This is a genomic window from Micromonospora sp. C28SCA-DRY-2 (genome assembly GCF_030519475.1).
Classification (GTDB): Bacteria; Actinomycetota; Actinomycetes; order Mycobacteriales; family Micromonosporaceae; genus Micromonospora.
In genome coordinates, this window is the sequence record NZ_JAUMKD010000002.1 from 83,083 (window position 1) to 108,074 (window position 24,992).

29 protein-coding genes, 1 tRNA gene and 1 pseudogene are annotated in these 24,992 nt (G+C 74.2%); 13 read left to right on the forward strand and 18 right to left on the reverse strand.

Translation table 11 applies throughout. From position 1 onward, the window contains the following. Positions 1-7: 7 nt before the first annotated feature. Positions 8-529: a DinB family protein gene (locus tag Q3W71_RS08765; RefSeq protein ID WP_302918823.1), complete on the reverse strand. Its 522-nt coding sequence runs from the start codon at positions 527-529 to the stop codon at positions 8-10. A gap of 84 nt (positions 530-613) precedes the next feature. Here Q3W71_RS08765 and Q3W71_RS08770 point away from each other — a divergent pair, with 84 nt between their 5' ends. After that, positions 614-820: a hypothetical protein gene (locus tag Q3W71_RS08770; RefSeq protein WP_302918824.1), complete on the forward strand. Its 207-nt coding sequence runs from the start codon at positions 614-616 to the stop codon at positions 818-820. 33 nt (positions 821-853) lie between these two features. On the opposite strand, the gene Q3W71_RS08775 is transcribed toward Q3W71_RS08770, so the two are convergent. Further along, a complete protein-coding gene (locus Q3W71_RS08775) occupies positions 854-2,002 on the reverse strand; it encodes a polysaccharide pyruvyl transferase family protein (protein ID WP_302918825.1) in 1,149 nt (382 codons plus the stop codon). Positions 2,003-2,422: 420 nt separating this feature from the next. Between Q3W71_RS08775 and Q3W71_RS08780 the strand changes: the two genes are divergently transcribed. Next, complete coding sequence (locus tag Q3W71_RS08780; RefSeq protein ID WP_302918826.1) at positions 2,423-3,358, forward strand: phosphotransferase; 936 nt, start codon at positions 2,423-2,425, stop codon at positions 3,356-3,358. Positions 3,359-3,453: 95 nt separating this feature from the next. Then, the gene (locus tag Q3W71_RS08785; RefSeq protein WP_302918827.1) at positions 3,454-3,669 is read left to right on the forward strand and encodes a DNA-binding protein; all 216 of its coding nucleotides are present in this window, start codon (positions 3,454-3,456) and stop codon (positions 3,667-3,669) included. Between the two features lie 218 nt (positions 3,670-3,887). Here Q3W71_RS08785 and Q3W71_RS08790 read toward each other — a convergent pair whose 3' ends face one another. Beyond that, the gene (locus tag Q3W71_RS08790) at positions 3,888-4,685 is read right to left on the reverse strand and encodes an alpha/beta fold hydrolase (RefSeq protein ID WP_302918828.1); all 798 of its coding nucleotides are present in this window, start codon (positions 4,683-4,685) and stop codon (positions 3,888-3,890) included. Positions 4,686-4,736: 51 nt separating this feature from the next. Further along, positions 4,737-5,597 carry a dihydrodipicolinate synthase family protein gene (locus Q3W71_RS08795; protein ID WP_302918829.1) on the reverse strand — a complete coding sequence of 287 codons (861 nt, stop codon included), beginning with the start codon at positions 5,595-5,597 and terminating at the stop codon, positions 4,737-4,739. A gap of 70 nt (positions 5,598-5,667) precedes the next feature. On the opposite strand from Q3W71_RS08795, the gene Q3W71_RS08800 reads away from it, so the two are divergent. From Q3W71_RS08800 to Q3W71_RS08810, 3 genes are read left to right on the forward strand one after another with little or no spacing between them, the layout of a single operon-like run. Next, positions 5,668-6,579: a LysR family transcriptional regulator gene (locus Q3W71_RS08800; protein WP_302918830.1), complete on the forward strand. Its 912-nt coding sequence runs from the start codon at positions 5,668-5,670 to the stop codon at positions 6,577-6,579. Between the two features lie 40 nt (positions 6,580-6,619). Continuing rightward, positions 6,620-7,336, forward strand: coding sequence for a hypothetical protein (locus Q3W71_RS08805; RefSeq protein ID WP_302918831.1), 717 nt, complete (start codon positions 6,620-6,622; stop codon positions 7,334-7,336). Positions 7,337-7,360: 24 nt separating this feature from the next. Next, on the forward strand, positions 7,361-7,687 hold the full coding sequence (locus Q3W71_RS08810; RefSeq protein WP_302918832.1) for a multidrug efflux SMR transporter: 327 nt from the start codon (positions 7,361-7,363) through the stop codon (positions 7,685-7,687). Between the two features lie 18 nt (positions 7,688-7,705). Here Q3W71_RS08810 and Q3W71_RS08815 read toward each other — a convergent pair whose 3' ends face one another. Together Q3W71_RS08815 and Q3W71_RS08820 are read right to left on the reverse strand one after the other, a co-directional pair. Then, positions 7,706-8,269: a hypothetical protein gene (locus Q3W71_RS08815; RefSeq protein ID WP_302918833.1), complete on the reverse strand. Its 564-nt coding sequence runs from the start codon at positions 8,267-8,269 to the stop codon at positions 7,706-7,708. A 35-nt stretch (positions 8,270-8,304) separates the two neighbouring features. Further along, positions 8,305-9,030: a GNAT family N-acetyltransferase gene (locus Q3W71_RS08820; protein WP_302918834.1), complete on the reverse strand. Its 726-nt coding sequence runs from the start codon at positions 9,028-9,030 to the stop codon at positions 8,305-8,307. A gap of 90 nt (positions 9,031-9,120) precedes the next feature. Here Q3W71_RS08820 and Q3W71_RS08825 point away from each other — a divergent pair. Then, positions 9,121-9,282: pseudogene (locus Q3W71_RS08825) on the forward strand (GNAT family N-acetyltransferase); the annotation flags it as partial. A 121-nt stretch (positions 9,283-9,403) separates the two neighbouring features. Here Q3W71_RS08825 and Q3W71_RS08830 read toward each other — a convergent pair. After that, positions 9,404-10,432: an Imm1 family immunity protein gene (locus Q3W71_RS08830; protein ID WP_302918836.1), complete on the reverse strand. Its 1,029-nt coding sequence runs from the start codon at positions 10,430-10,432 to the stop codon at positions 9,404-9,406. 141 nt (positions 10,433-10,573) lie between these two features. On the opposite strand from Q3W71_RS08830, the gene Q3W71_RS08835 reads away from it, so the two are divergent. After that, a complete protein-coding gene (locus tag Q3W71_RS08835) occupies positions 10,574-11,326 on the forward strand; it encodes a hypothetical protein (RefSeq protein ID WP_302918837.1) in 753 nt (250 codons plus the stop codon). A gap of 39 nt (positions 11,327-11,365) precedes the next feature. Here the strand turns inward: Q3W71_RS08835 and Q3W71_RS08840 are convergent, their stop codons facing one another. Next, positions 11,366-12,061, reverse strand: coding sequence for a uridylate kinase (locus Q3W71_RS08840; RefSeq protein WP_302918838.1), 696 nt, complete (start codon positions 12,059-12,061; stop codon positions 11,366-11,368). 284 nt (positions 12,062-12,345) lie between these two features. On the opposite strand from Q3W71_RS08840, the gene Q3W71_RS08845 reads away from it, so the two are divergent. From Q3W71_RS08845 to Q3W71_RS08855, 3 genes are read left to right on the forward strand one after another with little or no spacing between them, the layout of a single operon-like run. Next, on the forward strand, positions 12,346-12,726 hold the full coding sequence (locus Q3W71_RS08845) for a YciI family protein (protein ID WP_302918839.1): 381 nt from the start codon (positions 12,346-12,348) through the stop codon (positions 12,724-12,726). A gap of 5 nt (positions 12,727-12,731) precedes the next feature. Further along, positions 12,732-13,118 carry a YciI family protein gene (locus Q3W71_RS08850; RefSeq protein ID WP_302918840.1) on the forward strand — a complete coding sequence of 129 codons (387 nt, stop codon included), beginning with the start codon at positions 12,732-12,734 and terminating at the stop codon, positions 13,116-13,118. After that, the gene (locus tag Q3W71_RS08855) at positions 13,115-14,359 is read left to right on the forward strand and encodes an RNA polymerase sigma factor (protein ID WP_302918841.1); all 1,245 of its coding nucleotides are present in this window, start codon (positions 13,115-13,117) and stop codon (positions 14,357-14,359) included. Before Q3W71_RS08850 ends, Q3W71_RS08855 begins: the two co-directional genes overlap by 4 nt. A gap of 88 nt (positions 14,360-14,447) precedes the next feature. On the opposite strand, the gene Q3W71_RS08860 is transcribed toward Q3W71_RS08855, so the two are convergent. From Q3W71_RS08860 to Q3W71_RS08875, 4 genes are all read right to left on the reverse strand, one after another. Then, complete coding sequence (locus Q3W71_RS08860; RefSeq protein WP_302918842.1) at positions 14,448-14,591, reverse strand: hypothetical protein; 144 nt, start codon at positions 14,589-14,591, stop codon at positions 14,448-14,450. A 208-nt stretch (positions 14,592-14,799) separates the two neighbouring features. Further along, positions 14,800-15,483, reverse strand: a complete 684-nt coding sequence (locus Q3W71_RS08865) for a DUF1062 domain-containing protein (RefSeq protein ID WP_302918843.1) — start codon at positions 15,481-15,483, stop codon at positions 14,800-14,802. Between the two features lie 244 nt (positions 15,484-15,727). Then, on the reverse strand, positions 15,728-16,291 hold the full coding sequence (locus Q3W71_RS08870) for a dihydrofolate reductase family protein (RefSeq protein WP_302918844.1): 564 nt from the start codon (positions 16,289-16,291) through the stop codon (positions 15,728-15,730). 650 nt (positions 16,292-16,941) lie between these two features. Next, positions 16,942-17,544 carry a hypothetical protein gene (locus Q3W71_RS08875; RefSeq protein ID WP_302918845.1) on the reverse strand — a complete coding sequence of 201 codons (603 nt, stop codon included), beginning with the start codon at positions 17,542-17,544 and terminating at the stop codon, positions 16,942-16,944. A 417-nt stretch (positions 17,545-17,961) separates the two neighbouring features. Here Q3W71_RS08875 and Q3W71_RS08880 point away from each other — a divergent pair, with 417 nt between their 5' ends. Further along, a complete protein-coding gene (locus Q3W71_RS08880; protein WP_302919636.1) occupies positions 17,962-18,171 on the forward strand; it encodes a tyrosine-type recombinase/integrase in 210 nt (69 codons plus the stop codon). A gap of 60 nt (positions 18,172-18,231) precedes the next feature. On the opposite strand, the gene Q3W71_RS08885 is transcribed toward Q3W71_RS08880, so the two are convergent. The 6 genes from Q3W71_RS08885 to Q3W71_RS08910 form a co-directional block, all read right to left on the reverse strand. Then, positions 18,232-18,306: transfer RNA gene (locus Q3W71_RS08885), tRNA-Val, on the reverse strand. A gap of 79 nt (positions 18,307-18,385) precedes the next feature. Next, the gene (locus Q3W71_RS08890; RefSeq protein ID WP_302918846.1) at positions 18,386-18,853 is read right to left on the reverse strand and encodes a peroxiredoxin; all 468 of its coding nucleotides are present in this window, start codon (positions 18,851-18,853) and stop codon (positions 18,386-18,388) included. A 115-nt stretch (positions 18,854-18,968) separates the two neighbouring features. After that, on the reverse strand, positions 18,969-19,406 hold the full coding sequence (locus Q3W71_RS08895; protein ID WP_088992571.1) for a DUF3052 domain-containing protein: 438 nt from the start codon (positions 19,404-19,406) through the stop codon (positions 18,969-18,971). Positions 19,407-19,516: 110 nt separating this feature from the next. Further along, positions 19,517-21,997 (reverse strand): transketolase C-terminal domain-containing protein, encoded by a 2,481-nt coding sequence (locus Q3W71_RS08900; RefSeq protein WP_302918847.1) that lies wholly within the window; start codon positions 21,995-21,997, stop codon positions 19,517-19,519. Positions 21,998-22,048: 51 nt separating this feature from the next. Further along, positions 22,049-22,531 (reverse strand): MarR family winged helix-turn-helix transcriptional regulator, encoded by a 483-nt coding sequence (locus tag Q3W71_RS08905; protein ID WP_302918848.1) that lies wholly within the window; start codon positions 22,529-22,531, stop codon positions 22,049-22,051. A gap of 53 nt (positions 22,532-22,584) precedes the next feature. Continuing rightward, the gene (locus Q3W71_RS08910; RefSeq protein WP_302918849.1) at positions 22,585-24,081 is read right to left on the reverse strand and encodes an MFS transporter; all 1,497 of its coding nucleotides are present in this window, start codon (positions 24,079-24,081) and stop codon (positions 22,585-22,587) included. Positions 24,082-24,158: 77 nt separating this feature from the next. On the opposite strand from Q3W71_RS08910, the gene Q3W71_RS08915 reads away from it, so the two are divergent. After that, positions 24,159-24,938, forward strand: coding sequence for an AraC family transcriptional regulator (locus tag Q3W71_RS08915; RefSeq protein ID WP_302918850.1), 780 nt, complete (start codon positions 24,159-24,161; stop codon positions 24,936-24,938). Positions 24,939-24,992 lie beyond the last annotated feature (54 nt).

A 24,992-nucleotide genomic window follows, 5' to 3' on the forward strand; every position in this document is an offset into this window, starting at 1 on the left:
GCCCGGCTCAGAGCGCGCCGGTGCTGCCGTCGGTCAGCTCACGCAGGACGTCGGCGTGCCCGGCGTGCCGGGCGGTCTCCTCGACCATGTGCACCAGGATCCAGCGCAGCGAGACCTCGCCCAGCTGCGGGTGCGGCACCACGTGGTCGAGCGGGAACCGGGCGGCCACCTCCCGGGAGCGGGCGCAGGCCCGCTCGTAGTCGGCGGCGAGCCGCTCGACGGTGTCCTCCCCGGTCAGCGTGAAGCTGGCCAGCGCCTCCTCCTCGGTGGTCAGGTAGACGTCCCCCGGGCCCGGCGCTAGCAGGCACGGGAACCAGTTCCGCTCCACCAGGGCGAGGTGTTTGAGCAGGCCGGCGAGGGTGGTCGCGGAGGGCACCAGCCGACGCGTGGCGTCGGCGTCGGAGAGGCCGCGCACCTTGCGCAGCAGCACGGCCCGGTGGAAGTCGAGGAAGGATTCCAGCACCGCCCGCTCGTCGCCCGTCCGGGCCAGCACCGGGCCGAGCGTGGGGTCGATCGAGATCTCCGCCATCGGCTGACGGTAGCCCCGCGACCGGCCGGTCCGCTGCCCCGCTATTCGCTGCGGGGGCGCGGTCGCCGGGGGCAGGATGGGCCCATGGCGACAACGGTAGAGATCCCCCTGGCGGGCGGGCCGGCCGACGGCGAGACGGTCACCGTCGAGCTGGACCCGAACGGCCGTCCCCCGCTGACCCACCACCACCTGGGTCCCGAGGGGTTGGCCCAGGCGGAGATCTACGAGTTGGAGACGGTCGGCGGCCGGGCCCGGGACTGGCGCTACTGCTGGCGCGGCCCGGCGGTGTGACGGCCGCGACGCGCGGCCGGCGGCCGGCGGCGCTCAGGCGCCGACCCGGGCCAGGTTCCGGGCGCGCAGGCTCTCCAGCACCGCGCGGGTGACCTGCGAGGTGCCCCGGGCCTGGTCGCACACCTCGGCCACCCGCCGGGCGGTGGCCTCGGACCGGTGTTCCCGCTCGTCCCAGAGCCGGTCCACCTCGGCCAGCAGCGGCCCCTCCACCTCCCGCTCCACACCGCGCAGCGCCGGCACGCCGAGCCGCTGGGCCAGGTCGAAGACCTTGCCGGCGTACGGCAGGGGCAGGAACGGCGTGCCCACCATGGCCGCGAAGATCAGGAAGTGCAGCCGCATGCCGACGGCCAGGTCGAAGTGGCGCATCAGGCCGAGCACCTGCTGGGGCGAGTAGGTGCCGTGCAGGATCCGGCCCCGCTCGGCGGCGATCATGTGGGACAGCACGCCGTGCGAGTGCCGGATGTCGTCCCGCTCCATCGGCACGAAGAGCACGTACGCGTCGACCCGGTGCACCAGGAAGTCGCCGATCTGGGCCAGCAGCCGGTGGTAGCCGTCCACGTCGAGCCGTTCCGCGGCCCGACCGGGCTCGCGCACGCTCATCCCGATCAGCCGCTTGCCGGCCGGCACCCCCTCCTCGCGCAGCAGGTGCGCCGGGAAGTCCTCCGGCTCCAGCAGGAACGCCGGGTCGGCGGTGACCGTGATCGGGTTGAGCAGGCCGGCCTCCTCCAGCACCATCCGGGACTCCTGGTCCCGGACGGTCACCTGGGTGGCGCTGGCCAGGGTCTCCCGCACCATCCCGGTGTCCACGCCCTCGCTGAGCGGCCCGACCCCGACCGCGTACGTCAGCAGCGGCAGGCCGCGCTCCTGGGCGACCCGGACCACCCGCAGGTAGCGGCGGGCCTCCTTGTCGTAGAGGATGCCGCCCCCGCCGAGGATCAGCAGGTCGAGCTGGGCCAGCACGAGCGCGGAGTCGGTGCGGCTGACCCCCTCCCACGGCACCGCCTCCACGTCCGGGTGGGCCACCCGGGTGTGTGCCGGGTTGCGGGAGAAGACGATGATCCGGGCGTTCGGCTCCTGCTCGCGCAGATCGGCGAGCAGCCCGGTGAGGATCGCCTCGTCGCCGAGGTTGCGACCGCCGTACGAGCCGAGCACACCGATGGTCAGTCCGGCGCCACGCGTCATCCGTCGCTCCTCCCCAGGTGCGTCCAGGGGGGTTTCCCGTTGCGCCCGGGAACAACCCTCGCCCGGTCAGCCCGCCGGGTCGATCGGCTTGGCCATCTGCCGCGGTGACCTGGAAGCCGAGGCTCTCGTGGACGGGACACCAAGGCGGAAACCACGCCGGCCGGGCCGAACCCGGCCGGCCGGGGTGGAGACACCAGACGAACGAGGCTGATACCTCTGAGTCATCAATATGCCGTAGAGGTATCGGGCTTGCGGGACGAGGTGCCCACCCGCGACGACACGCCGACCCGGCACGGCGCGGCAGCGCGGCACGAGCGGCACCACATCGCGCGGGACCGGCACCGGGGATCGCGGAGGTGACGGTCCGCGCCGCCGATAATCGGCTTGCCCGCCGGTCCCGATGTCGACCACGGTGGACCGGTGGAGAGCCTGACGAAGGGCCGGATCGGCTGGGCCGACCTGCCCGACCACGTGCGCGCGGAGGTCGAGCGGATCCTCGGCGACCGGGTGGTCGAGGCGGTGTCGCAACCGGGCGGCTTCTCCCCCGGCACCGCCGACCGGGTGCGCACCGCCGGCGGCCGGCGCGCGTTCGTCAAGGCGGTGAGCCCGGCGCAGAACGACGTCAGCCCGCGGCTGCACCGCACCGAGGCCCGCAACACGGCGGCCCTGCCCGGACACGCCCCGACGCCACGGCTGCTCGGCCACTACGACGACGGCCACTGGGTCGCGCTGGTGCTCACCGACGTGGACGGCCGGCATCCGGTCACGCCGTGGCGGGCCGACGAGCTGGCCGTCGTGCTGGCCGCCGTGGAGACGCTGGCCGCCGCGCTCACCCCGAACCCGGTGCCACACGCGCCGACCGCCGCCGAGCACCTGGCGTACGACTTCACCGGCTGGCACCGGATCGCCGCCGACCCACCGCCGGGCCTGGACCCGTGGGCGGCGCAACGCCTGCCCGAGCTCTGCGCCGCAGCCGAGCAGGGCCTGGCCGCGCTGGACGGCGACACGCTCTGCCACGCCGACCTGCGCGCCGACAACCTGCTGCTCGACGCGGCCGGCCGGGTGACCGTGGTGGACTGGCCGTGGGCCTGCCGCGGGCCGGCCTGGCTGGACACCGCCCTGCTGCTGGTCAACGTCCGCCTGCACGGCGGGCACGACACCGAGGCGCTGCTGCGCCGGCTGCCGCTCACCGCCGACGTAGATCCGGCCGCCCTGACCGGCGTGTACGCCGGCCTGGCCGGCTTCTTCGCCGACGCCGCCCGCCGGCCGCCGCCGCCCGGGATCCCCACCGTCCGGGCGTTCCAGCAGGCCCAGGCCGACGCCCTGCTGCCCTGGCTGGCCCAGCGGATGCGCTGAACCTGTCGGTGGCCGGCGCTACCGTCCCCCCACGGGCCGGCCGCGCGGACACCACCGGCGGCGGGGCAGACGGCACACGGCGAGGAGCCGACACGATGAGCGACGACGACATCCCGCGCGCGGCCGGCGCACCGGCCCGCGGCGCGTTGGCCGCGGCGGGCTGGACCCGCCTCTCCCAACTGACCGCGGTGACCGAGCGGGAGCTGCTGGCCCTGCACGGCGTGGGCCCCAAGGCGGTCCGGGTGCTGCGCGCGGCGCTGCGCGAGCGCGGCCTCGGCCTGGCCGGCGATCCACCCGGCACCGGTCGCTGACCCGCCCGGCGTCGACCTCGCGGCGGACCTCCACCTGGTCAACCCCGGGCCGACCGACACCGACGCCAGCCCGGCGGACGGGCCGAACGCGGCGGCGGTCGGCGGCTTCACGGGCTGACCGGCGCGCCTGGCCCGCTGCGCCAGCCGGGCGTGGCGGTGCCGTGCCGCCGCGCCCGACTCCGCCGGCGGATGTCCTGCCCGCGCTCGGCTCGGCGCCGTCAGCCGGGCGCGCCGGCCGGGTGGGTGAGGAACGGCAGCACGGCGGCCGGCAGCGCCGGTGAGCGGACGATGTCGTAGTGGGTCAGCCCGGGCAGCACCGCCAGCCGGGCCGCCGGCCGGCCGGCGCCGTCCCAGCCGGCGTCCCGGTGGCCGCCGCCAAGCAGCCCGAAGAACTCCGCCATGTGGGTCACCGGGATCGAGTCGGCGTCGGCGAAGACCAGCATCGTCGGCGCGGTCAGCGCGGCCACCTGCGCCGCCCAGTCGTACTCGCGCCGCAGCAGGGCGCCGGACTTCGCCCAGAGCGCCGGCCAGTCCTGCGGCCGGGGCGCGAGCCGCGCGTAGAGCAGGTGCGGCGGGGTGCCGCGCATCCGCTCGCCGACCTGCTCGTCGTGCTCCGCCATCGCGGCCAGCACCTCGGGATACCAGCCCCGCCGGCGGCACGGCGCGGAGACCACCACCAGCCGGCGGACCAGCGCCGGATGCTGGATCGCGGTACGCAGGGCGACCCCGCCGCCGAGCGAGTAGCCCATCAGGTCGGCCTCGGCCAGGCCGAGCCGACCGATCAGCGCGGCGACGTCGTCGGCCATCGACTCGTAGCGCAGCGGGCGGTCGATGTCGGCGGTGTGCCCGTGGCCCTGGAGGTCGACCCCGATCACCCGGCGCCGCTCGGCCAGCGCCGGCAGGATCTCGGCGAACGTCTCCACCGCGCCGTAGCTGCCGTGCAGCAGCACCAGCGGCCGCCCGGTGCCGTGCGACTCGTACCAGAGCCGCAGCCCGTTCACCTCCGCGTAGCTCACGCCGCCCCCGCCGTCGTCGGTCCCGATCCCACACCAGGGAAACGACGGCGACTACCGGTCGAGGTGCGCCAGCGCCGCCCGGAGGGTCGCCGGGCCGGCGGGCAGCAGCGGCAGCCGTACCGCCGGGGTCGGGATGCGGCCCTGCGCGTGCAGGACGGCCTTGACCACCGCCGGGTTGGGCTCGGCGAACAGTGCCCGTGACAGCGCCGCGAGGCGGTGCCCGAGGGGCCGGGCCCGGGCCACGTCGCCCGCCCGCCACGCGTCGATCAGCGCGGCGAACTCGGCGGTGGCGAGGTGGGCGGAGGCCAGGATGCCGCCGTGCGCGCCGAGGGCGAGCAGCGGCGCGACCACCGCGTCGTCGCCGCCGAGCACCGCGACGTCGGGTGGCAGGTCGGCGAGGAACTCGGAGGTGTCGGCGTCGATCCCGCCGGCCGCGTACTTGACCCCGGCGACGCCGGGCAGCCGGACCAGGCGGCGCAGCGCGTCCGCCGACAACGGCTGCCCGGTCCGGTACGGGACGTGGTAGGCGACCAGCGGCACCGGGCTCACCCGGGCCAGCTCGGCGAAGTGGGCGAGCACCCCCTCCGTACCGGGGCGGACGAACGGCGGCACCAGGCAGAGGGCGGCGGTCACCTCGGGCCGGTCGGCCAGCGCGCGCAGCGCCGCCACGCTGCTCGCGCCGACCAGCAGCGGCGCCGAGCGCTCCCGGCACACCCCGGCGACCACGTCAACCACCTCCCGGCGCTCCCGGTCGGTCAGCGCGCCGGGCTCCCCGGTGGTGCCGAGCGCGACCACCCCGGTGGCCCCGGCGTCCAGCACCTGGTGGGCGAGCGCGGCAAGCGCATCGGGGGCGACCGCCCCGGCGTCGTCGAACGGGGTGATCAGCGGAACGTACAGGCCGGTCAGTGTCATGCCTCCAGCCTGGGCCGGACAATTGTGCAGCACCAGTTCAGATTCCTGAACGGAAACGTAAGCTGAGCTGATGCTCGACGTCCGCCGTCTCCGCCTGCTGCGTGACCTGGCCCGGCTCGGCACCATCGCGGCCGTCGCCGAGGCCCACGCGTACACGCCCTCCGCGGTGTCCCAGCAGCTGGCGGCCCTGCAACGCCAGGCCGGCGTGCGGCTGCTGGAACGCGCCGGGCGGCGGGTCGCGCTCACCGCCACCGGGCAGGCGCTGGTCCGGCACACCGAGGCCGTCCTGGCCGCGCTGGAGGCGGCCGACGCCACCCTGGCCGCCGCGCGGGCGGGCCTGTCCGGCACCGTACGCATCGGCGCCTTCCCCAGCGCGGTACGCACCCTGCTGCCGGCGGCGCTGGTGACGCTGACCCGCGACCACCCGGCGCTCGACCTGATGGTCGCCGAACTGGATCCGGTCGCCGTGCCGGCCGCGCTGCGCGACCGTCGGCTCGACGTGGCACTGCTGCACGACTACGACATCGCGCCGGTCGAACCGGATCCGGCGCTCGAATCCACCCCGCTGCTGGACGAGACGGTGTACCTCGCGGTGCCGGCGGGGGCGGCCCCGGCCGGCGACGGTGACCCGGTGCGCGCCGCACAGGGGGCGGACTGGATCGTCGGCAGCCCCGGCACGCTGTGCCACACCGTGGCCCTGCACGCCTGCCAGCTGGCCGGGTTCCGCCCCACCGTGCGGCACCACGCCGACGACTTCACCGCCGTGCTCGCCCTGGTGGCCGCCGGTCAGGGCGTCGGTCTGGTGCCCGAACTCGCGGTCGGGCAGCCGGTGCCGCGGGTCCGCCTGCTGCCGCTGGCGGTCCGGCGGCGCACCCGGGTGGCGTACCGCAAGGGGGCGGGCGACCACCCGGCGGTCGCCGCCTGCGTACGCGCGCTGCGGGCCGCCACCGGCGACCTGCTGGCGGATCGGCCGGCACAATGACCGGCGGGACGCGACCAGCCGAGCAGCCGGAGGATCGGACGTGGACAGCGCGCCGTGGCGGACCGGGCCGGTGGCGGCCCTCGCCGAGGGCACCGGACCGGAACCGGTCCTGGACTACTACCTGATCCGCGCCCCGGCCGGCGGGATCGACGGGATCGTGGTCGAGGAGTTCGTCCGCGGCCCGGACCACTCGACCGTCGGCCTGGACAGCGCGGGCTGGACGGCCGCGGCCGGCCGCTGGTGGAGCTCCGCCGCGTTCAGCCAGCGCATGCGTGCCGACCCGGAGCTGCGCGCCCGGGTGACGCCGGTGCGCCGGGACACCGCGGCGGCGGTCCATCATCGGCTCGCCGGGGCACCGCTGCCCGCCGAAGCGGTGCTGCGCACCCGGTTCCGCGACCGCCAGCCGTTCGCCACGGCCGCGCCGCTGCGGCTCGGTCCGGCGGGCGCGCCCGACGGGTGCCACGAACGGCGGGTCTACCGGGTCCTGTTCGCCAAGGACCTGCCCGCGGACCGGCTGGCGGACCTGGCGACCCGTTGGGGGCCCGACGGCTGCCGCCCGGCCGGCCGGCAGCGGATCGGCGCGGACCGGTTCAGCTGGCAGCTCCGCCGGGTCGGCCGGGACATCGCCTGGGGTCTCGACCTGACCGTGCTGCTGGCGACCGCCGACGACACCGCCGTCGGGCCGGTGCTGCGCGAGCTGACCACCGCCGTACGCGAGCAGGGGCTCATCCCCGTGACTACCGAACGGTTCGCCTGACCGTCCCCGTACCGAGGAGTGCCCGTGCCGTACGTCTTCCTGCTCGCCGCCATCGCGGCCGAGGTCTTCGCCACCAGCACGCTCAAGGCGACCGAGGGGTTCAGCCGGCTCTGGCCGACGGTCGCCTGCCTGGCCGGCTACCTGGTCTCCTTCGTCGCGCTGTCACAGGCGGTCAAGGACATCCCGGTGGGCGTCGCGTACGCGCTCTGGTCGGCCCTGGGCACCGCGGCGATCGTGGCGATCGGCGCGGCGTTCCTGGGCGAGCCGATCACGCTGGTGAAGGTGGTCGGGGTCGGCCTCATCGTCGCCGGCGTGGTGACCCTCAACGTGGGCGGGGCGACGTCCCACTGACCGGGTGGGCTCGCCCGGCTAGGGGAGATCGAGGAGCTGCGGCGGGACCTCGCAGAGCAGCCCCACCGAATTCATCCGGTCGGTGAGCGGCTCGCCGTCGGCGGTCGGCGCCACGAAGTGCGGCCGGCCGCCGGCGGCGAGGTCGGCGGCGTACCGCTCGCGGGTCTGGACGAGCGTCTCCCAGTCGGCCAGCCACAGCGTGGTCGGGCGGTCGTCGGCGAGCAGGTCGGCGTCCAGTCCGCGTACCTGCGCCACCATGGCGGTCACTGCGGCGTTCTGCTCCCGGATCGAGCGCACCCGCGCGTCGACGGGGGCGCCGGGCGGCGCGGCCTTCGCCGCCACGGTGGCGCGCATCGTCGCGCACGCGCTCTCCGCCACCTCGCTGACCGGCGGATCGTCGATCAGCTCGGGCCGGTCGTGGTTCGCGTACGTCCAGAGACCGGCGCAGAACACGACGACGCCGCAGACCGCGCTCACGACGACCAGGCCGCCGCCGAGGACCCACCACCGCGCCGTGCCCCGCCCCGACGGCGGCGGCCCCGCGGCGGCCTCGGGCGGCGGGAAGACCGGCGGAAGGCTCACGCCTGCATCGTGTCGCTCCCTGCCGACGGCCGGTGTCAGTCGATCGGATCGACCCTGATGCTCACCTGGTCGCCGAGTTCGCGGAATCCGAGCCGGCGAGCGAGCCGGCGGGAGGGCTCGGGGCGGGCGCGCCACTGCGGCAGCAAGTCGTCGCCGAGGGCGTCCGCCACCGCCGCGGCGGCCACCGCGGCGGCGAGCCCTCGGCCCCGGAACCCCGCGCCGGTCAGCACGCCGAGATGGGCGACGGAGCCCGGCCACCGGCGGTAGCCGGCCGCCGCCACCACCCGGGAGCCCTCCCGTACGACGAAGACCGGCGAGGTCACGTCCCGGAGGCCGCTCTCCGCGGCCTCGTCAGCGGCGACCGCCGCGAGGAACGCGGCGAGATCCGGGTGCCCAGGCGGCAGCGGTGCCACGTCAACCATGCCCGTCGCCGGCTGGAACTCGGGTTCGTCCAGGTAGGCCAGGGTGGCGGGACCGAGCACATCCCGAATTCCGGGGATGCCACGCCACCGCTGCGCCGCGACGGCGGACCGGGCGGACCGGGCGGCGAGCGAGTCGCGCAGGAAGCGGGCGGTGGCGGCGTCCGGCGCGGTGGCGAGGCCGGCGTCCCCCAGCACCACGACGCCCGCCCACCCGGGTGGGCACAGCCGCGAGTCGGCGGCCACCACCACCCGGACGCCGTCGGTGGGGAAGCCGGCCGGCACACCGGCCAGGTGCACCCAGAGGTCCTGCGCGCGACGCAGCAGGGTGGAACGCGCCATCGCCGCATCCTCCCCGGGCGCCGGCCCGCCGGCCACCGACTTTGTCGCACCGTTCACGGCGCGCCGCCCGGCGCTGGCAACATGCCTTCCGTGCGCACCGTCACCAGTGACCGTCTCGTGCTGCGCCCCTGGCGCGACGACGACGCCGACTTCCTGCTGGATCTGGAGTCGCGCTGGGAGGTCGTCCGCTTCCTGGGCGCGCATCCCACCACCATGACCACCCGCGACGACGCCCTCGCCTCGATCGGCCGGCTCGGCATGACCGGTCTCGGCCGTACGACCCGGTACTACGACGCCCCGCACGAACTCTTCGAGAAGCTGCCCGGCTGACCGGCGGGCCGGGTGCCGCCCACCCGGGTCGGGGCGGGCAACGCTAGGGCTTGTCGACCCACTGGACGTTGACCGGGCGCCGGCCGGTGCGGAGGAACCCGTGCCCCGCCCGACGGGCCTCCTCCTCGGTGAGCTCGAAGGGTTCGGCGTCGTCGGTGGTGAACCACGGGTCGGCGTAGGCGTATTCGGCGTCGCCGGCCGTCTGGCCGGGTGGGGCGCCCGGCGGCACCGGCCCCCAGCTGAGCATGATCTCTTCCTCGTCCTCCCAGACCAGCGCGGAGCTGTCTCCCTGCAGGGTGATGTGCAGGCTCCGCACGCCGTCCTCGCTGACCAGCGTCACGCCGCCGGCCGGTGAGCCGTCGAGGAGGGCGTCGAGGTCGGCCGGGCCGGCCACGACACTCTGGGTGCCGTCGATCCAGGCGTGCAGCGGCGCGTTCACCGACCGGCCGGCGGTGGGGTCGCGCAGCCATTCCGGCAACCCGGTGAGCTGGTTGCCGGCCAGGTCCAACCGGGTGAGCGCGGTCAGGCCGCCGAGCGACTCCGGCAGCGCGGTGAGCTGGTTGCCGGTCAGCTCCAGCCGGGCGAGGGCGGTCAGCTCACCCAGCGACTCCGGCAGCACGGTGAGCCGGTTCTCGGTCAGGTCCAACCGGGTGAGAAAGGTCAGCTCGCCCACCCATCGCGGCAGCTCCGACAGCTGGTTGTGGGACAGGTCGAGCCAGGTGAGAGCGGTCAGCCGGGAGAGCGACTCCGGCAGCGCCCGCAGCTGGTTGCCGGACAGGCCCAGCCACGTGAGGGAGGTCAGGTTGCCGAGCGACTCCGGCACCGCGGTGAGCTGGTTGAAGCCCAGGCCCAGCCGGGTGAGGGCGGTGAGGTCACCCAACCAGTCCGGCAGTTCGGTGAGGTTGTTGCCGACCAGCAGCAGCTCGGTGAGGCCGGGCAGGCCGGCCAGCGACTCCGGCAGGGCCGCCAACGACAGGCGACTCAGATCCAGCGAGGTGGCGCCGACGCGGCGGGCCGCCTCGATCCGGTCCTCAGCACTATGTTGCGGTTGCCCGGATGACGTCTCCACCACTCGTCAAGGTTCACATGAGCCCGACGGGCGACCGCCACGGGGGTCTCCCACAGTGGATCGTCGCCGCCAGTGCCGCCGGCCGGCCGCTCTTCGACAGGTAGTGTGCGGGCGTTTGTGCGACCGACAACCTGGAGGTTCGACGTGGGGGCGAAGACAGCCCTGCTGGCGTTCGCCGATGGAGACATCCGCCCCGCGTTGCGTGCGGCGACCCGCTCGGAGCGAGCCGATGTCGAGGCACTGGTACGTCAGGTCCATCCGGGCTACGCCGTGGAGCCCTTCGACGAGAGCACGTTGTGGGACGACGTCTATCCGCCCGATGACGTCACGTACGCCACCAAGCTTGCCGGGGCCGAGTTGTACTGCGACCGGCGGTTGGCGCTCGATCGTCCGTCCGACCTGCCGGAGCACCTGCGCGCAGCGGGAGCGGGCAGGCGGATCGTCATGCACGGGATGCACTCGGTCGTGGACTGCCTCAGCTTCGCGGTCTGGGAAGACGGCGTGCTCATCAGATCGCTGAGCCTGTCGCCCGACGGCGGCATCCGCGAGAACATCGGCGAGCCGTACGACTTCGAGCTGCCCTACTGGGCGGGCGAGCATCCCGTCGAACCGGTCCCGGGTTGGCCCGACCAAGGTCCGCACCCGTTGCCGTTCCATCCGTTGGCGCTGGGCGAGCAGGCCTTGCGCGCGTTGTTCGGCTTCATCGTCGAGGGGCGCCCCGAGCCGGACGACGTCGACGCCGAGAACGTTCATCTGCACGGCTTCCGCGTCACCGACCCGTCCGGCCGGGAGCAGGCCGCGCGGGAAGCCGCATACGCTGAGGCACTGCGGGCCATGGGCCCGCCGCGGACGTTCCGGCTGGGGCCGGACGGGACGATGCACGAGGTCAGCCCTTGATTCGCGGCCTGCCCGACGGACTCGGTGTCGGGACCCGCCTCACCGATCGGGGCCAAGGCTTGCGTGCCGCCCTGCCGACGCAGGGGCCGGCTTCCAGCGCAGCGTGCCGGGGTTGAGCGGGTCGGTCATGTCGAGCACGATGTCTGCTCGGTCGAGCGGCCGTGCCTGCACGCGGTACAACTCCTGCCCGGGCAGGTACCGGCCGCGGTACCGCTGCTCCACGGCAGCCGCCGAGCCGAACAGTTCGAGATCCCGTTCCAGGGCCCGCCGCACCGTCACCTCGGGCGCGACGTGCAGGTACAGCGCGACGTCCCAGTATTCGTGCAGTTCAGGGCGGAGCAGGAAGACGCCGTCGAAGACGACGATGGCATCCGCCGCGGCCCGCCGGTACGCCGGCGGCACTGGCTCGTCCGCTCGGTAGTCGTACGCGGCGGGACGGTAGCGCCCGTCGCCGCCGGGCCCCAGCGGGCGCAGGACCGAGCCGACGATGATGTCGTGGTCGAACGAGTCCAGGTAGTAGCCCTCGGCCGACAGGGAGCCGCGTTGCCGGCGCACGGCCTCCGGCCGATGGAAGCTGTCCACGCTCAGCCGGATCACTTCCCGCTGCTGGCTCAACAGGTGGGCCAGGTCATCGGAGAAGCGGGTCTTCCCGGCCGCGTCGGGACCGTCGACGGCCACCCGTAGTGGGTGTGCCACGCGGCGCCGCAGGAGGTGGTCCACCAGGCGCAGCAGCACCTGCTCACGTCGGTTCGGGCCCACCCGCCGCATGCTATGCCAGCGGTCCGGGCGGTCGCCGGCACGTCGCTCGCGGGGATAGCCACCCGCCGGGACGCGCCGTCGGTGTTCGTCAAGGCCGTCGACGGCGCTCCGGCCGAGGATGTCTTCGCCGCAGCGGAACTTTTGGGATGGTGTCGTATCAGAGCGCAGCCGTTCGTGGAACTGGTGTGCGGCGGCCGGCCGGACTGCCGCACGCGAGGAGTCGGGAGATGCCCCTCGTCCCGGACCGAGAGGAGACAATCATGACGGAGTACCTGATCACCTTCAACGATGAGTGGGTGCCCGAGCACACGGCGGAGCAGGTACGCGAGAAGAGCAGGGCTGGCCTGGCGGTGATCGAGGAGATGCAGGCCGACGGCGTCCTCATCTTCTCCAACGGTGGGCTCGACCGGTCCACCGCGGTGTGCAGTGTCGAGTCGGTCGACGGCAAGCCCGTCTTCACCGACGGCCCGTACGTCGAGACCAAGGAACACCTCGGCGGCTTCGCCGTGGTGGACGTGCCCGACGACGCGGCGGCGCGATACTGGGCCGGCCGGCTGGCGACCGCGCTCGACTGGCCGCAGGAGGTGCACCGGTTCCGAGGTCCCGGGCAGGCCCGGCGTAACGGCTCTGCGGAGAAGTGAGCGCGGTGCCCCGGTACCTGCTGTCCGTCTACGGACCGGCCGAGCGCACCGAGTCGAGCGGCCACGCCTCCCGGGACGCCATGGTGCAGGCGTTCGCTGGCACCGGCGCCTTCAACGAAAGACTCCAGCGCGACGGTCACCTCGTCTTCGCCGACGGCCTGGCGCCCGCGACGACCGCCACCACCGTCGACGGGCAGGGCGGGAAGCCGGCCCTCACGGACGGGCCGTACCTGGCGACGACGGAGCACCTCGACGCTTTCTGGGTGATCGAGGCGGCCGACCTCGACGTGGCCCTGGCGCTTGCCGCCGAAGGGTCGAGAGCGTGCCACGGCCCGGTCGAGGTGCGTCCCTTCCGGGCCGAGGAACCCCGTCGAGCACCGCTGAGGCCGTGAGCGATCCCACCGTCGAGCAGGTGATCACCCGGGTCCACCGCGAGGAGTGGGCGCGGGTGGTCGCCGGTCTCGCGCGCCGTTTCGGTGACCTCGACGTCGCCGAGGAAGCGACGGCAGAGGCGTTCCTGGCGGCGGCGGAGCGGTGGCCGCGCGAGGGCGTACCGCCCAACCCCGGCGGTTGGCTCGCCACCACCGCGACCCGCAAGGCGATCGATCGGCTCCGTCGCGAATCGCAGCGCGACGCCAAGCACCAGGCGGCCCGGATGGTGTACGACGACACCCCTCCTGAGCCGACCGGTCCGGTCGAGGACGACCGGCTCAGACTGGTCTTCACCTGCTGCCACCCCGCGCTCGCGATGGAGGCCCGGGTGGCGCTCACCCTGCGCCTGCTCGGCGGCCTCACCGTCCCCGAGATCGCCCGCGCCTTCCTGGTGCAGGAGACCACGATGGCGCGACGGATCACCCGCGCCAAGGCGAAGATCAAAGCGGCACACATTCCCTACCGGGTGCCCTCGGCCGACGACGTCCGCGAGCGGCTCGCCGGTGTGCTCGCGGTCGTCTATCTCGTCTTCAACGAGGGCTATCTCGCCAGCGCGGGAAACGACCCGGTGCGCGTCGACCTCACCGACGAGGCGATCCGCCTCGGCCGCCTGCTCCGAACTCTCCTCCCGGACGACGGCGAGGTGGCCGGCCTGCTTGCCCTGATGCTGCTCACCGACGCCCGGCGGCTGGCGCGCGTGTCCCGCACCGGAGAGCTGGTGACTCTCGGCGAGCAGGACCGCGGCGCATGGAACCGCACCCAGATCGCCGAGGGCGCCGCCCTGGTCCGCGAGCGGGTCAAGGCGGTGGCGGCCGGCGGTGACCCACCCGGGCGCTACCAGCTGCAGGCCGCGATCAACGTGGTCCACACGGCTGCCCCGTCCGCCCGGGACACCGACTGGTCCTCGATCGTCGCCCTCTACGGGCGCCTGGTGCGGCTCGACCCCTCACCGGTCGTGCGGCTCAACCGGGCGGTCGCGGTCGCCGAGGTCGACGGTCCCGGGGTCGGGCTCGCCGAGATCGACCGGCTCGCCGCCGTCCTCGACGGCTACCACGCCTTCCACGCCGCGCGCGCCGACCTGCTGCGGCGGCTCGGGCGCGGCGGCGAGTCGCGGGCGGCCTACGACCGGGCCATCGGTCTTGCCGGCAACCCCGCCGAGCGGGCCTACCTCACCCGCCGCCGCGACCAGCTCGCCGGCTGATCGGCTCCGACGCGCGCTTGCGCTGTCGCAGCGCACGAGTTCTGCGGTGCGGTGTGCCGTCACCTGCTCCCGTCGGGCCCGTGCGGGGTCACCGCCGGGACCTCAACACGGTGCGCAGCTGATCAGCGTCGATCTTCAGGAAGACGTCGCCGGCGCGCAGGGTCGCGCGCTCGTCATGGGCGACGACGACCTCGACCTTCTCCACGTCGGCCATCGTCACGGGGATGACCACCGACGTCACCCGCTTTGTCGCCCGCGACCGGGCGGCTGACCGCGTCCCGCTGCCCGGCGGCCTCGTGCGCCGCCGACCGCTGACGGGTCGAGCGCCGCCTCGGTCCGCCGGGCCTCGGCACGCGGATCGTGGAGTCCGAGCGGCATGTCGTCGCGGTCGGTGACCTCCGTGGCCCGACTCCGTCAGGGTCGACGACGGAGCCGGGCGTTCACCGCAGTCTCCGGTGTCGGGCCGACCCTGACCGTCGTTCGCGCCCGGTCATCAGCGACCGCGCGCGCAGCGCCGCGTGATGCGGTCCGGGGCAGGGCCACCGTGCCCTCGGCCCTGGCTCGGGCCCGCGGCGGCGGCTCACCGCGGGACGAACGAGAAGTCCCGGTGCGTGCTGCGGTCGACCGGAATGCCGATCGTGACCCGGCGAGCGGCCTCCGCGTGGCTGGTGCCCAACCCTCTGGGCGAGGAGCCGTTCGGAACGAACGGGCACGGGCTGGCCGACGATGACCGGAGCCTGGACGGGCCAGGGGCTGTCGGGTGGGGTCGGGGCGAGCAGTTCCCGGCTCGGCTCCCACTTCAGCGCGAGCCGGTTGCGTTGGGCGATCAGCGGGTCGAGTAGGACGCGGGCGACGAGGGCAGCGGAGTTACGGAGGTAGCCGCACAGAAGGACCGGATCCAGGCACCGGACCGGGACGCGATCGTGGACGGTGACTCTGCTGGTGCGGTCGCAGGACACGCAGCCGACCAGGAGCCAGACGTCGACGAGTTTGCCGTTGGCACTGACCCGGAACGTCCCGTCGCCGGCGAGGCCGGAACGGCAGTGGACGCAGGCGAACGCGAGCAGGGGAGGGCGCGTGCGCCACACGGTCCAGGACAACACGATATGAGGACGCGTAGACATGATCTCTCTTCAGACCTGACGGAAGGCATGGGAAAGGAGCCGACGGCAACGTCGGCGACCGATGCGCGGGGAAGGTGTCAGTTCTAGAGAGCAGGCGGCGTCACGCGGGGTGAAGTCCTCTCGTGATGGGTCGGAGCAGCAGGTCCGGTGACAAGCTAGGGCGGGACGGCTCGGCGAGGCCACCGGTTTTCCTGGCGCCGAGCAGTGAGCGGCGGGGTCTCGGGCCGGCTTGACAGCCCCCTGGTTAGCGGCCGAGCGAGCGGTAACGGAGGTGAAGGACGCCGTTTCGGAATCGACGCTCGTCGAGGAGCGCGAAGTCGGCGCGCACGCCAGTAGGCAGCCCCGGCTTGCCGCCTCCGACGGCCGCGGGCCAGACGAACAACTGGCACTCGTCAACCAGTCCAGCCCGCATGGCTTGCGCCGCCAGGTTGGCGCCGCCAATGGTGATGTCACTGCCGGCCGTCACCTTCAGCCGCTGTACGGCGGCCGGGTCGAAACGGCGCTCCAAGCTGGTGGCGGCCGTTGACACCGCGGTGAGAGTCGTGGAGTAGACGACCTTGTTCGCCGCCTGCCAGGCGCTCGCGAAGTCAGCCATGAGGCCGGACTGCGCGGCTAGCGCAGCGTCGGTTTCCCAGACGGCCATCGACTCGTACAGGCGCCGCCCGTAAAGGAAAGTACCCACCGACCGCAGGAGGTCGGTGGTGAACGCGAATACCTCCTCGTCGGGCGGGAACCAGTCGAAGGCTCCGCTGTCGTCCTCAATATAGCCGTCGAGCGACACATTGGTCACGTAGATCAGCTTTGCCATGCCTCTACCTTTCGGTCCCGATGGGGAGGTCACCTTCGCCCGCTGGCCGGTTGAGCAGCACGTCTGTTCCGGGATCGGGCAGGCGTCTCCCGCCTCTCGCCCGTTCCACGAACGACTCGGCCCGGATCCGACGCCATTCCGAGAAAAAGTTCCACGGGATCCTCGGCTGGCCGGTCGTCGAGCTGCTCGTCCGTAACCGAACGCCCATTCCGCGAGCTCGCCGTCCCGGAAGGAGACGGCTGAGAGCTGGTGGGGCGGGAGTGTGCCGCGGGCTCTCGCGCTGCGCTACCTAGCCGCCGGGGATATGCCAGTGCGACGAGCTGGGCGTTCCGCCGCACATCGTGCAGGCCATCGCCCGGCACGCCGATGTGACGATCACCCTGAAGGTCGACTCGCACGCCAGCCTCGGCGCCATGCGTCAGGCACTGGCTGTCACGTGCCGCACCGTTAGTTTGGAAGGTGCCTTGATCTGCCGGCACGCGCTCGCGGCGGCACTGGTGATCGGGTGGCCTTCCTCCCGGACAGTCACGGCTCGGAGCTGGTAGGAGCTGCTGTTGACCCTTGTTGACCGACCTCACGGGCACGTAACGGGCATGACCGGCTCTCCGCCACCACCGACACCCTGTTCGTGATCGCCGCGGCTGTGCGGCCTACTGGTACGTCGGCGGCAGATACCGCTCCCGGCCGCTCTGCTCAGTCGTCTTCGTGAACCCGGCCGCCTCCAGGATCGCAGCGAACTTAGCCCGTCTGCGTCGACGAATGGAGACCAAAAATAGGGTGACAGACATCAGCGCCGCCCAGGCGACGGCGGCGACAGCCGCGGCGGCGGTGGGGGGCGTCCCTCCTAGCCCGAGCCGCACACCGAGGATCGCGCACAGCACGGTGAGGACGACATAGAGGAGCCACGTTCGCTGCTTGTCGTCGTTCCAGCCCTCAAGGTCGTAGCTGATACGGGCCTTGAACAGATCCAGCACGTCGGCAGGCACGGGGGGCAGTGCGCCCCCGGTGGAAGCATCCGGGTACTGCACTCGGTTCCGCTCGGCCCTTTCGCGGGCCTGCGGACGGGGGTCGGGTACGAAGAACAGCTGCGGTCCGTTGCGGTGTCGCTGCCGTGTGTCCGTGTACGCGTAACCGAATTGCTCGGCAACAGCGGCCATAAGGGCGAGTGAGCGCAACGTGGCCACCTGCTCGACCTCCACCGGCTGCCCGCCGGCCATCTTCCGCAACATTTTCCGCACGTGCCGCTGTCCCACCAGCGATCCCCCATCACATCGTTGATCAGACTCGCACAGCCTCTCGCCCGGGAAAGGCCGGAGGTCCACCCACCAGTGCCACGGTCTCGGTTTGAGCTGAGCCACCGTAGCGGGTTCGAGACGTGCCGCAGGGAAGCGGGCCGCCGCTCGGCCCCCATGTCAAGCGGGCCTTGACGGCTCGTGCGGGCGCTGCCGGAACAGACTGGGTCGGCTCTCGTGTCGCGGAGCGTACCCCCGGCGGACACCGCCACAGTGACGCAGTTGACCCAGCCTCGCCCGGCACGAACGCGGCTCCCAGGGTCGGAGCTGGCCACCCCGCCGCCGGCTGCTGCACCGGCCGAACCGCTCCGCGCCTAGGTCACCGAGCCGGCACCGCCGGCCGCCATCGCCGCACCCGAACCGACACCTATCGCCGCGCTGCGCGAGAAGGCCGGCTGCCCCGACGTCCGGCTACACGACCTGCGGCACACCGTCGTGTCCTTGCTGATGGGGCTGGGCGTTCCGCCGCACATCGTCCAGGCCATCGCCCGGCACGCCGATGCGAAGATCACTCTGAAGGTCTACTCGCACGCCAACCTCGACGCCATGCGTCAGGCACTCGGCAAGCTCGACGGGCGGCTCTCGTGAACACCGTTGCTGTCATCGGCCGGTTCTCTGATCTTGTGGCCGGCGTTGGTGCTGATGAGGTGGTGGGCGCGGCAGGTTTCGAACCTGCGACCCCTCGCTTGTAAGGCGAGTGCTCTCCCACTGAGCTACGCGCCCGGAACGCCCGTACGGGGCCGGAGGTTGGCAAGCTTACCCTGCCCGCCACCGGCCCGGTCGCACGGCGTGCCCGACCGGGTCAGGCCCCCGCGGCCTCGGCCAGTGCCTTGCGCCACGCCTGCTGGTCGCGCGCCTCGCCCGGGCCGTTGTGTTCGGCGAAGCGGACCACGCCGGCCTTGTCGATCACGAAAGTGCCCCGGTCGGCGAAGCCGGCGGTCTCGTTGAAGACGCCGTACGCCCGGGCGACCGCGCCGTGCGGCCAGAAGTCGGCCAGCAGCGGGAACTGGTAGCCCTCCCGGTCGGCCCAGACCTTGTGGCTGTAGACCGAGTCGACGCTGACGGTCAGCACCTGGATGTCGTCGTTGACGTAGTCGTCGAGGTTGTCCCGCACCTCGGCCAGTTCGCCCTGGCAGGTGCCGGTGAAGGCGAGCGGGTAGAAGACCAGCAGCACGGTACGCCGGCCGCGGAAGTCCGCGAGCCGCACCTCCTGGTTGTTCTGGTCCTTCAGCACGAAGTCCGGCGCCTCGGCGCCCACCTCGATCGGCATGCCAGCTCCTGGGTTCGAAGTCGGGGTCGGCGCCCAGCCTGTCACACCCGGCGGCGGCCGGATCGGGCCGCCGGGCGGTGCCGCCGGCAGCCGCTGCCGGACGGGCGGGGTGTGCCTACTTCCGGCTCTTGGCGCCGCGACGCAGCACGAGCCGGGCGCCGCTCCAGTCCCGGCCGGCGTTGACGGTCGAGGTCTGCTGGAGGCCGGCGGTGGGTGCGGACTCGGCGATCTCGCTCGGCTCGACGTGCCCCTCGCGCCCCGCCTTGGGCGTGAGCAGCCACACGACACCGTTGTCGGCCAGCGGGCCGAGGGCGTCGACGAGGAGTTCGAAGAGATCACCGTCGCCGTCGCGGTACCAGACCAGCACCGCGTCGACCACCTCGTCGGTGTCCTCGTCGACCAGCTCTCCACAGCGGTCGGTCAGGGCGTCCCGGAGATCCTGGTCGACGTCGTCGTCGTACCCCATCTCCATGACGACCATCCCCGGCTCGATCCCGAACCGGTCCGCCAGGCTGCGTACCCCGTCGGCGGCCTGACCAGCGGTCGCGCTCACTGTCGCGTGCCTCCTCATCTCATCCCTGCCAGCGACGTCGGCGACGCCGTCAGGCAAAGTCCACACAGTTGTGGCTCCCCGCGCAAGTGGCGCACCGGGTGGAACGGAATTTACCGTGCCAGGAGCGTACGGGCACCCTGGGTAATGGCTTCCTCGGAGACCAGAACCTGACGTGCCGCCGGACCTAATGGTACAAACGAGTCAACTCCGGCAACTCGCCGCGCCGCCCCGACATATCCGGCATCGACCAGAGCGGCGATCACCCCCTCGCCGACCCCGCCGGAGCGGCGGGTCTCGTCCACCACCAGCACCCGGCCGGTCGCGGCCGCCTCCCGGATGATGTCCGCCACCGGCAGCGGCGCCAGCCAGCGCAGGTCCACCACCCGGGTGCCGATCCCCTCGTCCGCGAGCGTCGCGGCCGCGCGCAGCGACATCCGTACGCCGTTACCGAAGGTGATGATCGTGATGTCCTCGGCCGAGCCGACGCCGTAGACCCGGGCCCGCCCGATCGGCACGTGCCCGCTCACCCAGGCGCCCGGCTCGGGATAGCCGGCCAGCCACTCCCCGTCGCCCTCGGCGTAGAGGTCGCGGGTGTGGTAGAGCGCGATCGGCTCCAGGAAGACGCAGACGCTGCCGTCCACCGCCGCGCTGGCCAGGCAGGTCCGCAGCATGGGCGCGGCGTCGTCCGGCCGCGCCGGCACCGCGATCACCAGCCCCGGCACGTCCCGGAGTACGGCCACCGAGTTGTCGTTGTGGAAGTGCCCGCCGAAGCCCTCCTGGTACGCCAGCCCGGCCACCCGCACCACCATCGGATTGCGGAACGCCCCCTGCGAGAAGAACTGCATGGTGGCCGCCTCGCCGCGCAGCTGGTCCTCGGCGTTGTGCAGGTACGCCAGGTACTGGATCTCCGGCACCGGCAGCATCCCGGCCAGTCCGGCGCCCAGCCCGAGCCCGAGCACCGAGGTCTCGTCGAGCAGCGTGTCGAAGACCCGGGCCGCCCCGAACCGGTCCCGCAGCCCCTTGGTCACCCCGTACACCCCGCCCTTGGCGGCCACGTCCTCGCCGAAGACGGCCATCTGCGGGTGGTCGAGCATGCCGTCGGCGAGCGCGGCGTTGATGCTCTGCGCCAGCGTCAGCGGGCCGGCCAGCTCCGGCGGCTTGCCGCCGAACGACTCCGCCCGCGCGGCCGCGCCGGGGCCGCTGGCCCGGGCCGCCGCGTCGGCCACCGCCCGGGCCACCCGGACCGGCCGGCGGGGCGCGAGCGGGGCGACCACCTCGGCCGGGGCGGTCAGCTTCGGCTCGTCGAGCACCTCCTCGGCGATCCGCCGCACCCGCCAACCGATCTCGTCGTACCGGGCCAGCAGCTCCTCGCCGGTGGCCACGCCCGCCGAGACGAGCAGCCGCGCGGTGCCGACGACCGGGTCCCGCTCCAGGTCGGCGGCGATCTCCTCGGCCCCCCGGTACGCGGTCTCGACGTCCGCGCCGGCGTGCCCCATCAGCCGCACGGTGGACAGGTGCAGCACCGCCGGCCGCCGGTGCCGGCGCACCCAGGCGGCCGCCTCCGCCGCCACCTCGTACGCCCGCGGCAGGTCGGTGCCGTCCGCGGCGAAGTAGCGGATCCCCGGCCTGGCCTGCAACGCGGTGGCCACCCAGCCCTTCGGCGAGCGGACGCTGATGCCCAGCCCGTTGTCCTCGCAGACGAAGAGCACGGGGATGCGCAGGCCGGTGTGGTCGTACCAGCCGGCGGTGTTGAACGCGGCGGTGGCGCTGGCGTGGTTGACCGAGGCGTCACCGAAGGAGCAGACCACGATGGCGTCCGGCGGCCAGGGCGCGTGCTCCGCGCCGCCGCCGCTGCCGATCCGCACCCCGGTGCCGGTGCGCCGCCCGGCCAGGTCCAGCCGGCGCAGCCGTTCCACCGCCAGCCCCATCCCCACGGCGCGCGGCAGGTGCGAGGCGATGGTCGAGGTGGTCGGCACGACCGCCAGGTCGGCGCGGCCGAAGACCTTGTGCCGGCCGCCGGCGATCGGCTCGCGCGCCGAGGCGACCATCCCGCGCAGCACGTCCCGCGCCGCCTCGGCGTACCCCCGGGCGAACGGCCGGTCCCCGGCGGGCCCGGCGGCGTCGTCGCCGCTGGGCGCACCACCGGCGCCCTCGTCGCCGGCGGGGTCCTCGGCGGCGGCGGGGGTGTCCGCCACGCTGCCCGCCGGGCCGGTCGCGCCCGGCGCGCCGGCGGGATCGGGACCGGCGGTGGCCTGCGCGGCCCGGACGCAGTAGAACGCGCCGGAGCGGTAGTGCAGCAGCGCCGGATCGGTGGCCCGGACGGCGGCGGCGACCGCGGCGTTGCCCTCGTGGCCGGCCGAGCCGATCGTGTAGTACCCCTCGCCGAAGCTGCGCAGCCAGCGCCCGGCGAGGTCGAGCTGCCGGCTGGTGACCTGCGCGTCGAACAGGTCGAGCGCCTGCGCGCCGGTCAGCGCCGCGCCGTCGGTGACGGGCTCGGCCGGGTCACGCCGCTGCTCCGGCGCGGCCAGCGCGGCCAGGGCCTCCCGGAGCCGGTCGTCGAGATTTTGCGGGGTGGTCACGTCGGACAGCATTACCGACGGAAGGCCGGCTCGCCCAGTCGGACACGAACCGCGCGGGGCGGCTCAGTCGGTGCCGCAGCCCTCCGGGCAGCCGCCGTCGGAGACCTTCCAGACCAGGTCACGAAGGGTGGACAGCTCGTCGGTGGTGAGCCCCGCGAGCAGTCGGGAGTCGGACATCACCTCGTGCACCCGCTGCCGCATCCGGCGCCCGGCGTCGGTCACCACCAGGGTCTTCTGCCGCCGGTCGGCCGGGTCCACCCGGCGCCGCACCAGCCCGGCCTGCTCCAGCTTGTCGACCAGCGCGGTGACGTTGGAGCGGTCGCAGCGCAACTGTTCGGCGAGGTCGCGGGCGGGCAGCGGCCGGTCCGGGTCGAGCTCGTGCAGCGCCCGGGCGACCGCCGGGGTCAGCCCCAGCGCGGCGATCTCGACATCCTGGTAGTGCCGCAGGGCGGACGCCACGTGCATGATCCGCCGCACCGCGTCCCCGGCCACCCCGGAGCGCCGGTCCACGTCGGGCCCGGTGGAGGGAGCGGTGTGCTGCGCCATGCCGCCCATCCTACGTCCGGACGGATAGTTGATCATCTTTGTTGTCGCGCCGCTCAGGCCTCCGACCTCTCGGTTCTCGCCGTCCCCGGCCGCCGGGACGGCGCCTCGGCGGCTGCCCCGGGCCGCTGCCGCGCCGCGGTGACGCGCTCCTGCCGGGGCGATCCGCCGGGCCGGGCGGCCAGGGTGGCGGACGCCCGGCGTGAGCGGTGGGCGGCCACGGCGCCGGCCAGCAGGAGAGCCGCCGTCGTGGCGCCGGCCGTCCCGGGTGACCGGGACAGGTGCAGCCCGCCGAGGACCGCGACGCCCAGCACCGCGGCCAGCAGGGTGCCGGTGGAGACCAGCGCGGAGAGCGCGGCGGCGGCGCCGGTCGGCACGACGGCGGCCAGCCGGGCGACCAGCGGGCTGAACGCGGCGGCGTGCGCGGCGCCACCCACCAGCAGCACCGCGGCCGCGACCGGCCACGGCCAGCCCTCGCGGGACAGCGCGCCGACCGCGAGCACCACCGCCGCCAGCACCGGCGGACCGGCCACCGGGAGGACGTCGCGCCACCGCCGGGGCAGTCGCGGCACGCCCAGGCCGCAGAGGGCGAACCCGGCGGCGTACGGCAGGAAGGCCAGGCCGGCGGCGAGGGCGCTGAACCGCAGCCCGTCCTGCAACCAGAGGGTGAGGTTGAACAGGAAGCCGGCGTAGCAGCCCATCACTGTCGCAGCGGCCAGCAGGCCGGTCGCCACGCCGGGCAGCCGCAGCACTGTCACGTCGAGCAGCGGCGCCCCGCCGCGCCGGGCGAGCCGGTCCTCGTACCGCAGGAAGAGCCCGAGCCCGGCGGCGCCGGCGGCCGCCACGGCCGGCACCGACCAACCCGGCCAGCCCAGGTCCCGGCCGAGCACCAGGGGCACCACCAGGGCGAGCATCGCGGTGGAGAGCAGCAGCACCCCGGGCGGGTCGAGGGCCTCCCGCCGGCGCGGGTCCGTGGGCGCGGCGAGCACCCGCCGGCCGAGCGCCAGCAGCAGCACCCCGACCGGCACGTTGACCAGGAACGCCGCCCGCCAGGCGAGCCCGCCGAGGTCCAGGGTGACCAGCAGGCCGCCGGCGACCTGCCCGGCCGCGACCCCGAGCGCCAGGATCATCGAGTACGCCCCGATGGCCCGGGTCCGGGCCGCCCCGCTGAAGCGGGCCTGGATCAGCGTCAGCACCTGCGGCACCAGCAGGGCCGCGGTGGCGCCCTGGAGCACCCGGGCCGCCACCAGGCTGCCCGGCCCGGGAGCCAGCCCACAGGCGAGCGAGGTGACGGTGAAGCCGGCCAGGCCGAGCAGGAAGACCCGGCCCGGACCGTGCCGGCTGCCCAGCCGCGCGCCGGTGACCACCAGCACGGCGAAGGCCAGCGTGTAGCCGGCCAGCACCAGTTGCGCGAGCGCGGGCGGGCCGGCCAGGTCGGCCCGGATCGTCGGCGCGGCGACCGCGGCGATCGAGGTGTCCATCGAGGCCATCGCCTGCCCGGTCAGCAGGATGACGAGCAGCGCGGCAGGCCGCTTCGGGATCGGCTCGCTCATGCCGCCACGCTGCCGGCCGCCCGGGGTCGGCGTCTTGTCGATCCTTGCGGGCGCCGGCGCTGGCTACCCTGGCCGGCATGCGGACCAGCACCGTGCTGACCAGCCACCCGGAGTTCCGGATCCAGGCGGTGCGCTGCCGCGACGACCACACCCGCTGGTCGGCCCCCGAGCCGAACGCCGCGTACGGGATGGTGCTCACCCGCCGCGGCGGCTTCCGCCGGCACGGGCGCGGCGGCGAGGAGTTCGTGGACCCGACGGTGGGCTACCTGACGGTGCCCGGCGAGGAGGAGCGCTTCGCCCACCCGGCCGGGGGCGACGACTGCACCTCGCTGCACCTGTCGGAGCGGCTCTGGCGGGACCTCTTCGCGGACCGGCCGGCGCCGGCGGTGGTGCACGTCGACGCCCGCCTCGACCTGGCCCACCGGCTGCTGCTGCGGGCCACCACCCGGCCCGACCCGGACTTCGGCGCCGCCGAGCGGCTGGTCCGGCTGGTCGCCGGGGCCACCGGGCCGGCTCCCGGCGCGCCGGAGCGGGACCGGCCGTTGGTGGCCGCGGCCCGGGCGGCGGTACGCGACGGGGCGCCCGAGGCGGCCGGGCTGCTGCCGCTCGCCCGCGCCCTCGGGGTGTCGCCGTACCGGCTGAGCCGCTCGTTCCAGGCGCTGGTCGGGGTGCCGCTGACCCGGTACCGCAACCGGCTGCGCGTCGGGCGGGCACTCGACCTGCTCGGCGAGGGGGCCGACCTGGCGGCCGTCGCGGCGGAGCTGGGCTTCGCCGACCAGGCCCACCTGACCCGGACGGTCCGCGCCCAGCTCGGGCAGACCCCGGGCCGGCTCCGCCACCTGCTCCGCGACGGCTGACCCCACCCGGACTTCCGCATCGCGGCTTCCGCGTGTACTCTTCGTTCAGAACTT

What these genes read in the sequence shown, in the direction of transcription:
- Q3W71_RS08890 (WP_302918846.1), bottom strand. Translation starts at nt 18,853, where the DNA reads ATGCCGATCGAGGTGGGCGCCGAGGCGCCGGACTTCGTGCTGAAGGAC.
- Q3W71_RS08900 (WP_302918847.1), bottom strand. Translation starts at nt 21,997, where the DNA reads ATGCTGTCCGACGTGACCACCCCGCAAAATCTCGACGACCGGCTCCGG.
- Q3W71_RS08845 (WP_302918839.1), top strand. Translation starts at nt 12,346, where the DNA reads ATGACGGAGTACCTGATCACCTTCAACGATGAGTGGGTGCCCGAGCAC.
- Q3W71_RS08795 (WP_302918829.1), bottom strand. Translation starts at nt 5,597, where the DNA reads ATGACACTGACCGGCCTGTACGTTCCGCTGATCACCCCGTTCGACGAC.
- Q3W71_RS08910 (WP_302918849.1), bottom strand. Translation starts at nt 24,081, where the DNA reads ATGAGCGAGCCGATCCCGAAGCGGCCTGCCGCGCTGCTCGTCATCCTG.
- Q3W71_RS08820 (WP_302918834.1), bottom strand. Translation starts at nt 9,030, where the DNA reads ATGGCGCGTTCCACCCTGCTGCGTCGCGCGCAGGACCTCTGGGTGCAC.
- Q3W71_RS08905 (WP_302918848.1), bottom strand. Translation starts at nt 22,531, where the DNA reads ATGGCGCAGCACACCGCTCCCTCCACCGGGCCCGACGTGGACCGGCGC.
- Q3W71_RS08770 (WP_302918824.1), top strand. Translation starts at nt 614, where the DNA reads ATGGCGACAACGGTAGAGATCCCCCTGGCGGGCGGGCCGGCCGACGGC.
- Q3W71_RS08800 (WP_302918830.1), top strand. Translation starts at nt 5,668, where the DNA reads ATGCTCGACGTCCGCCGTCTCCGCCTGCTGCGTGACCTGGCCCGGCTC.
- Q3W71_RS08915 (WP_302918850.1), top strand. Translation starts at nt 24,159, where the DNA reads ATGCGGACCAGCACCGTGCTGACCAGCCACCCGGAGTTCCGGATCCAG.
- Q3W71_RS08765 (WP_302918823.1), bottom strand. Translation starts at nt 529, where the DNA reads ATGGCGGAGATCTCGATCGACCCCACGCTCGGCCCGGTGCTGGCCCGG.
- Q3W71_RS08870 (WP_302918844.1), bottom strand. Translation starts at nt 16,291, where the DNA reads ATGGCAAAGCTGATCTACGTGACCAATGTGTCGCTCGACGGCTATATT.
- Q3W71_RS08775 (WP_302918825.1), bottom strand. Translation starts at nt 2,002, where the DNA reads ATGACGCGTGGCGCCGGACTGACCATCGGTGTGCTCGGCTCGTACGGC.
- Q3W71_RS08785 (WP_302918827.1), top strand. Translation starts at nt 3,454, where the DNA reads ATGAGCGACGACGACATCCCGCGCGCGGCCGGCGCACCGGCCCGCGGC.
- Q3W71_RS08865 (WP_302918843.1), bottom strand. Translation starts at nt 15,483, where the DNA reads ATGTCTACGCGTCCTCATATCGTGTTGTCCTGGACCGTGTGGCGCACG.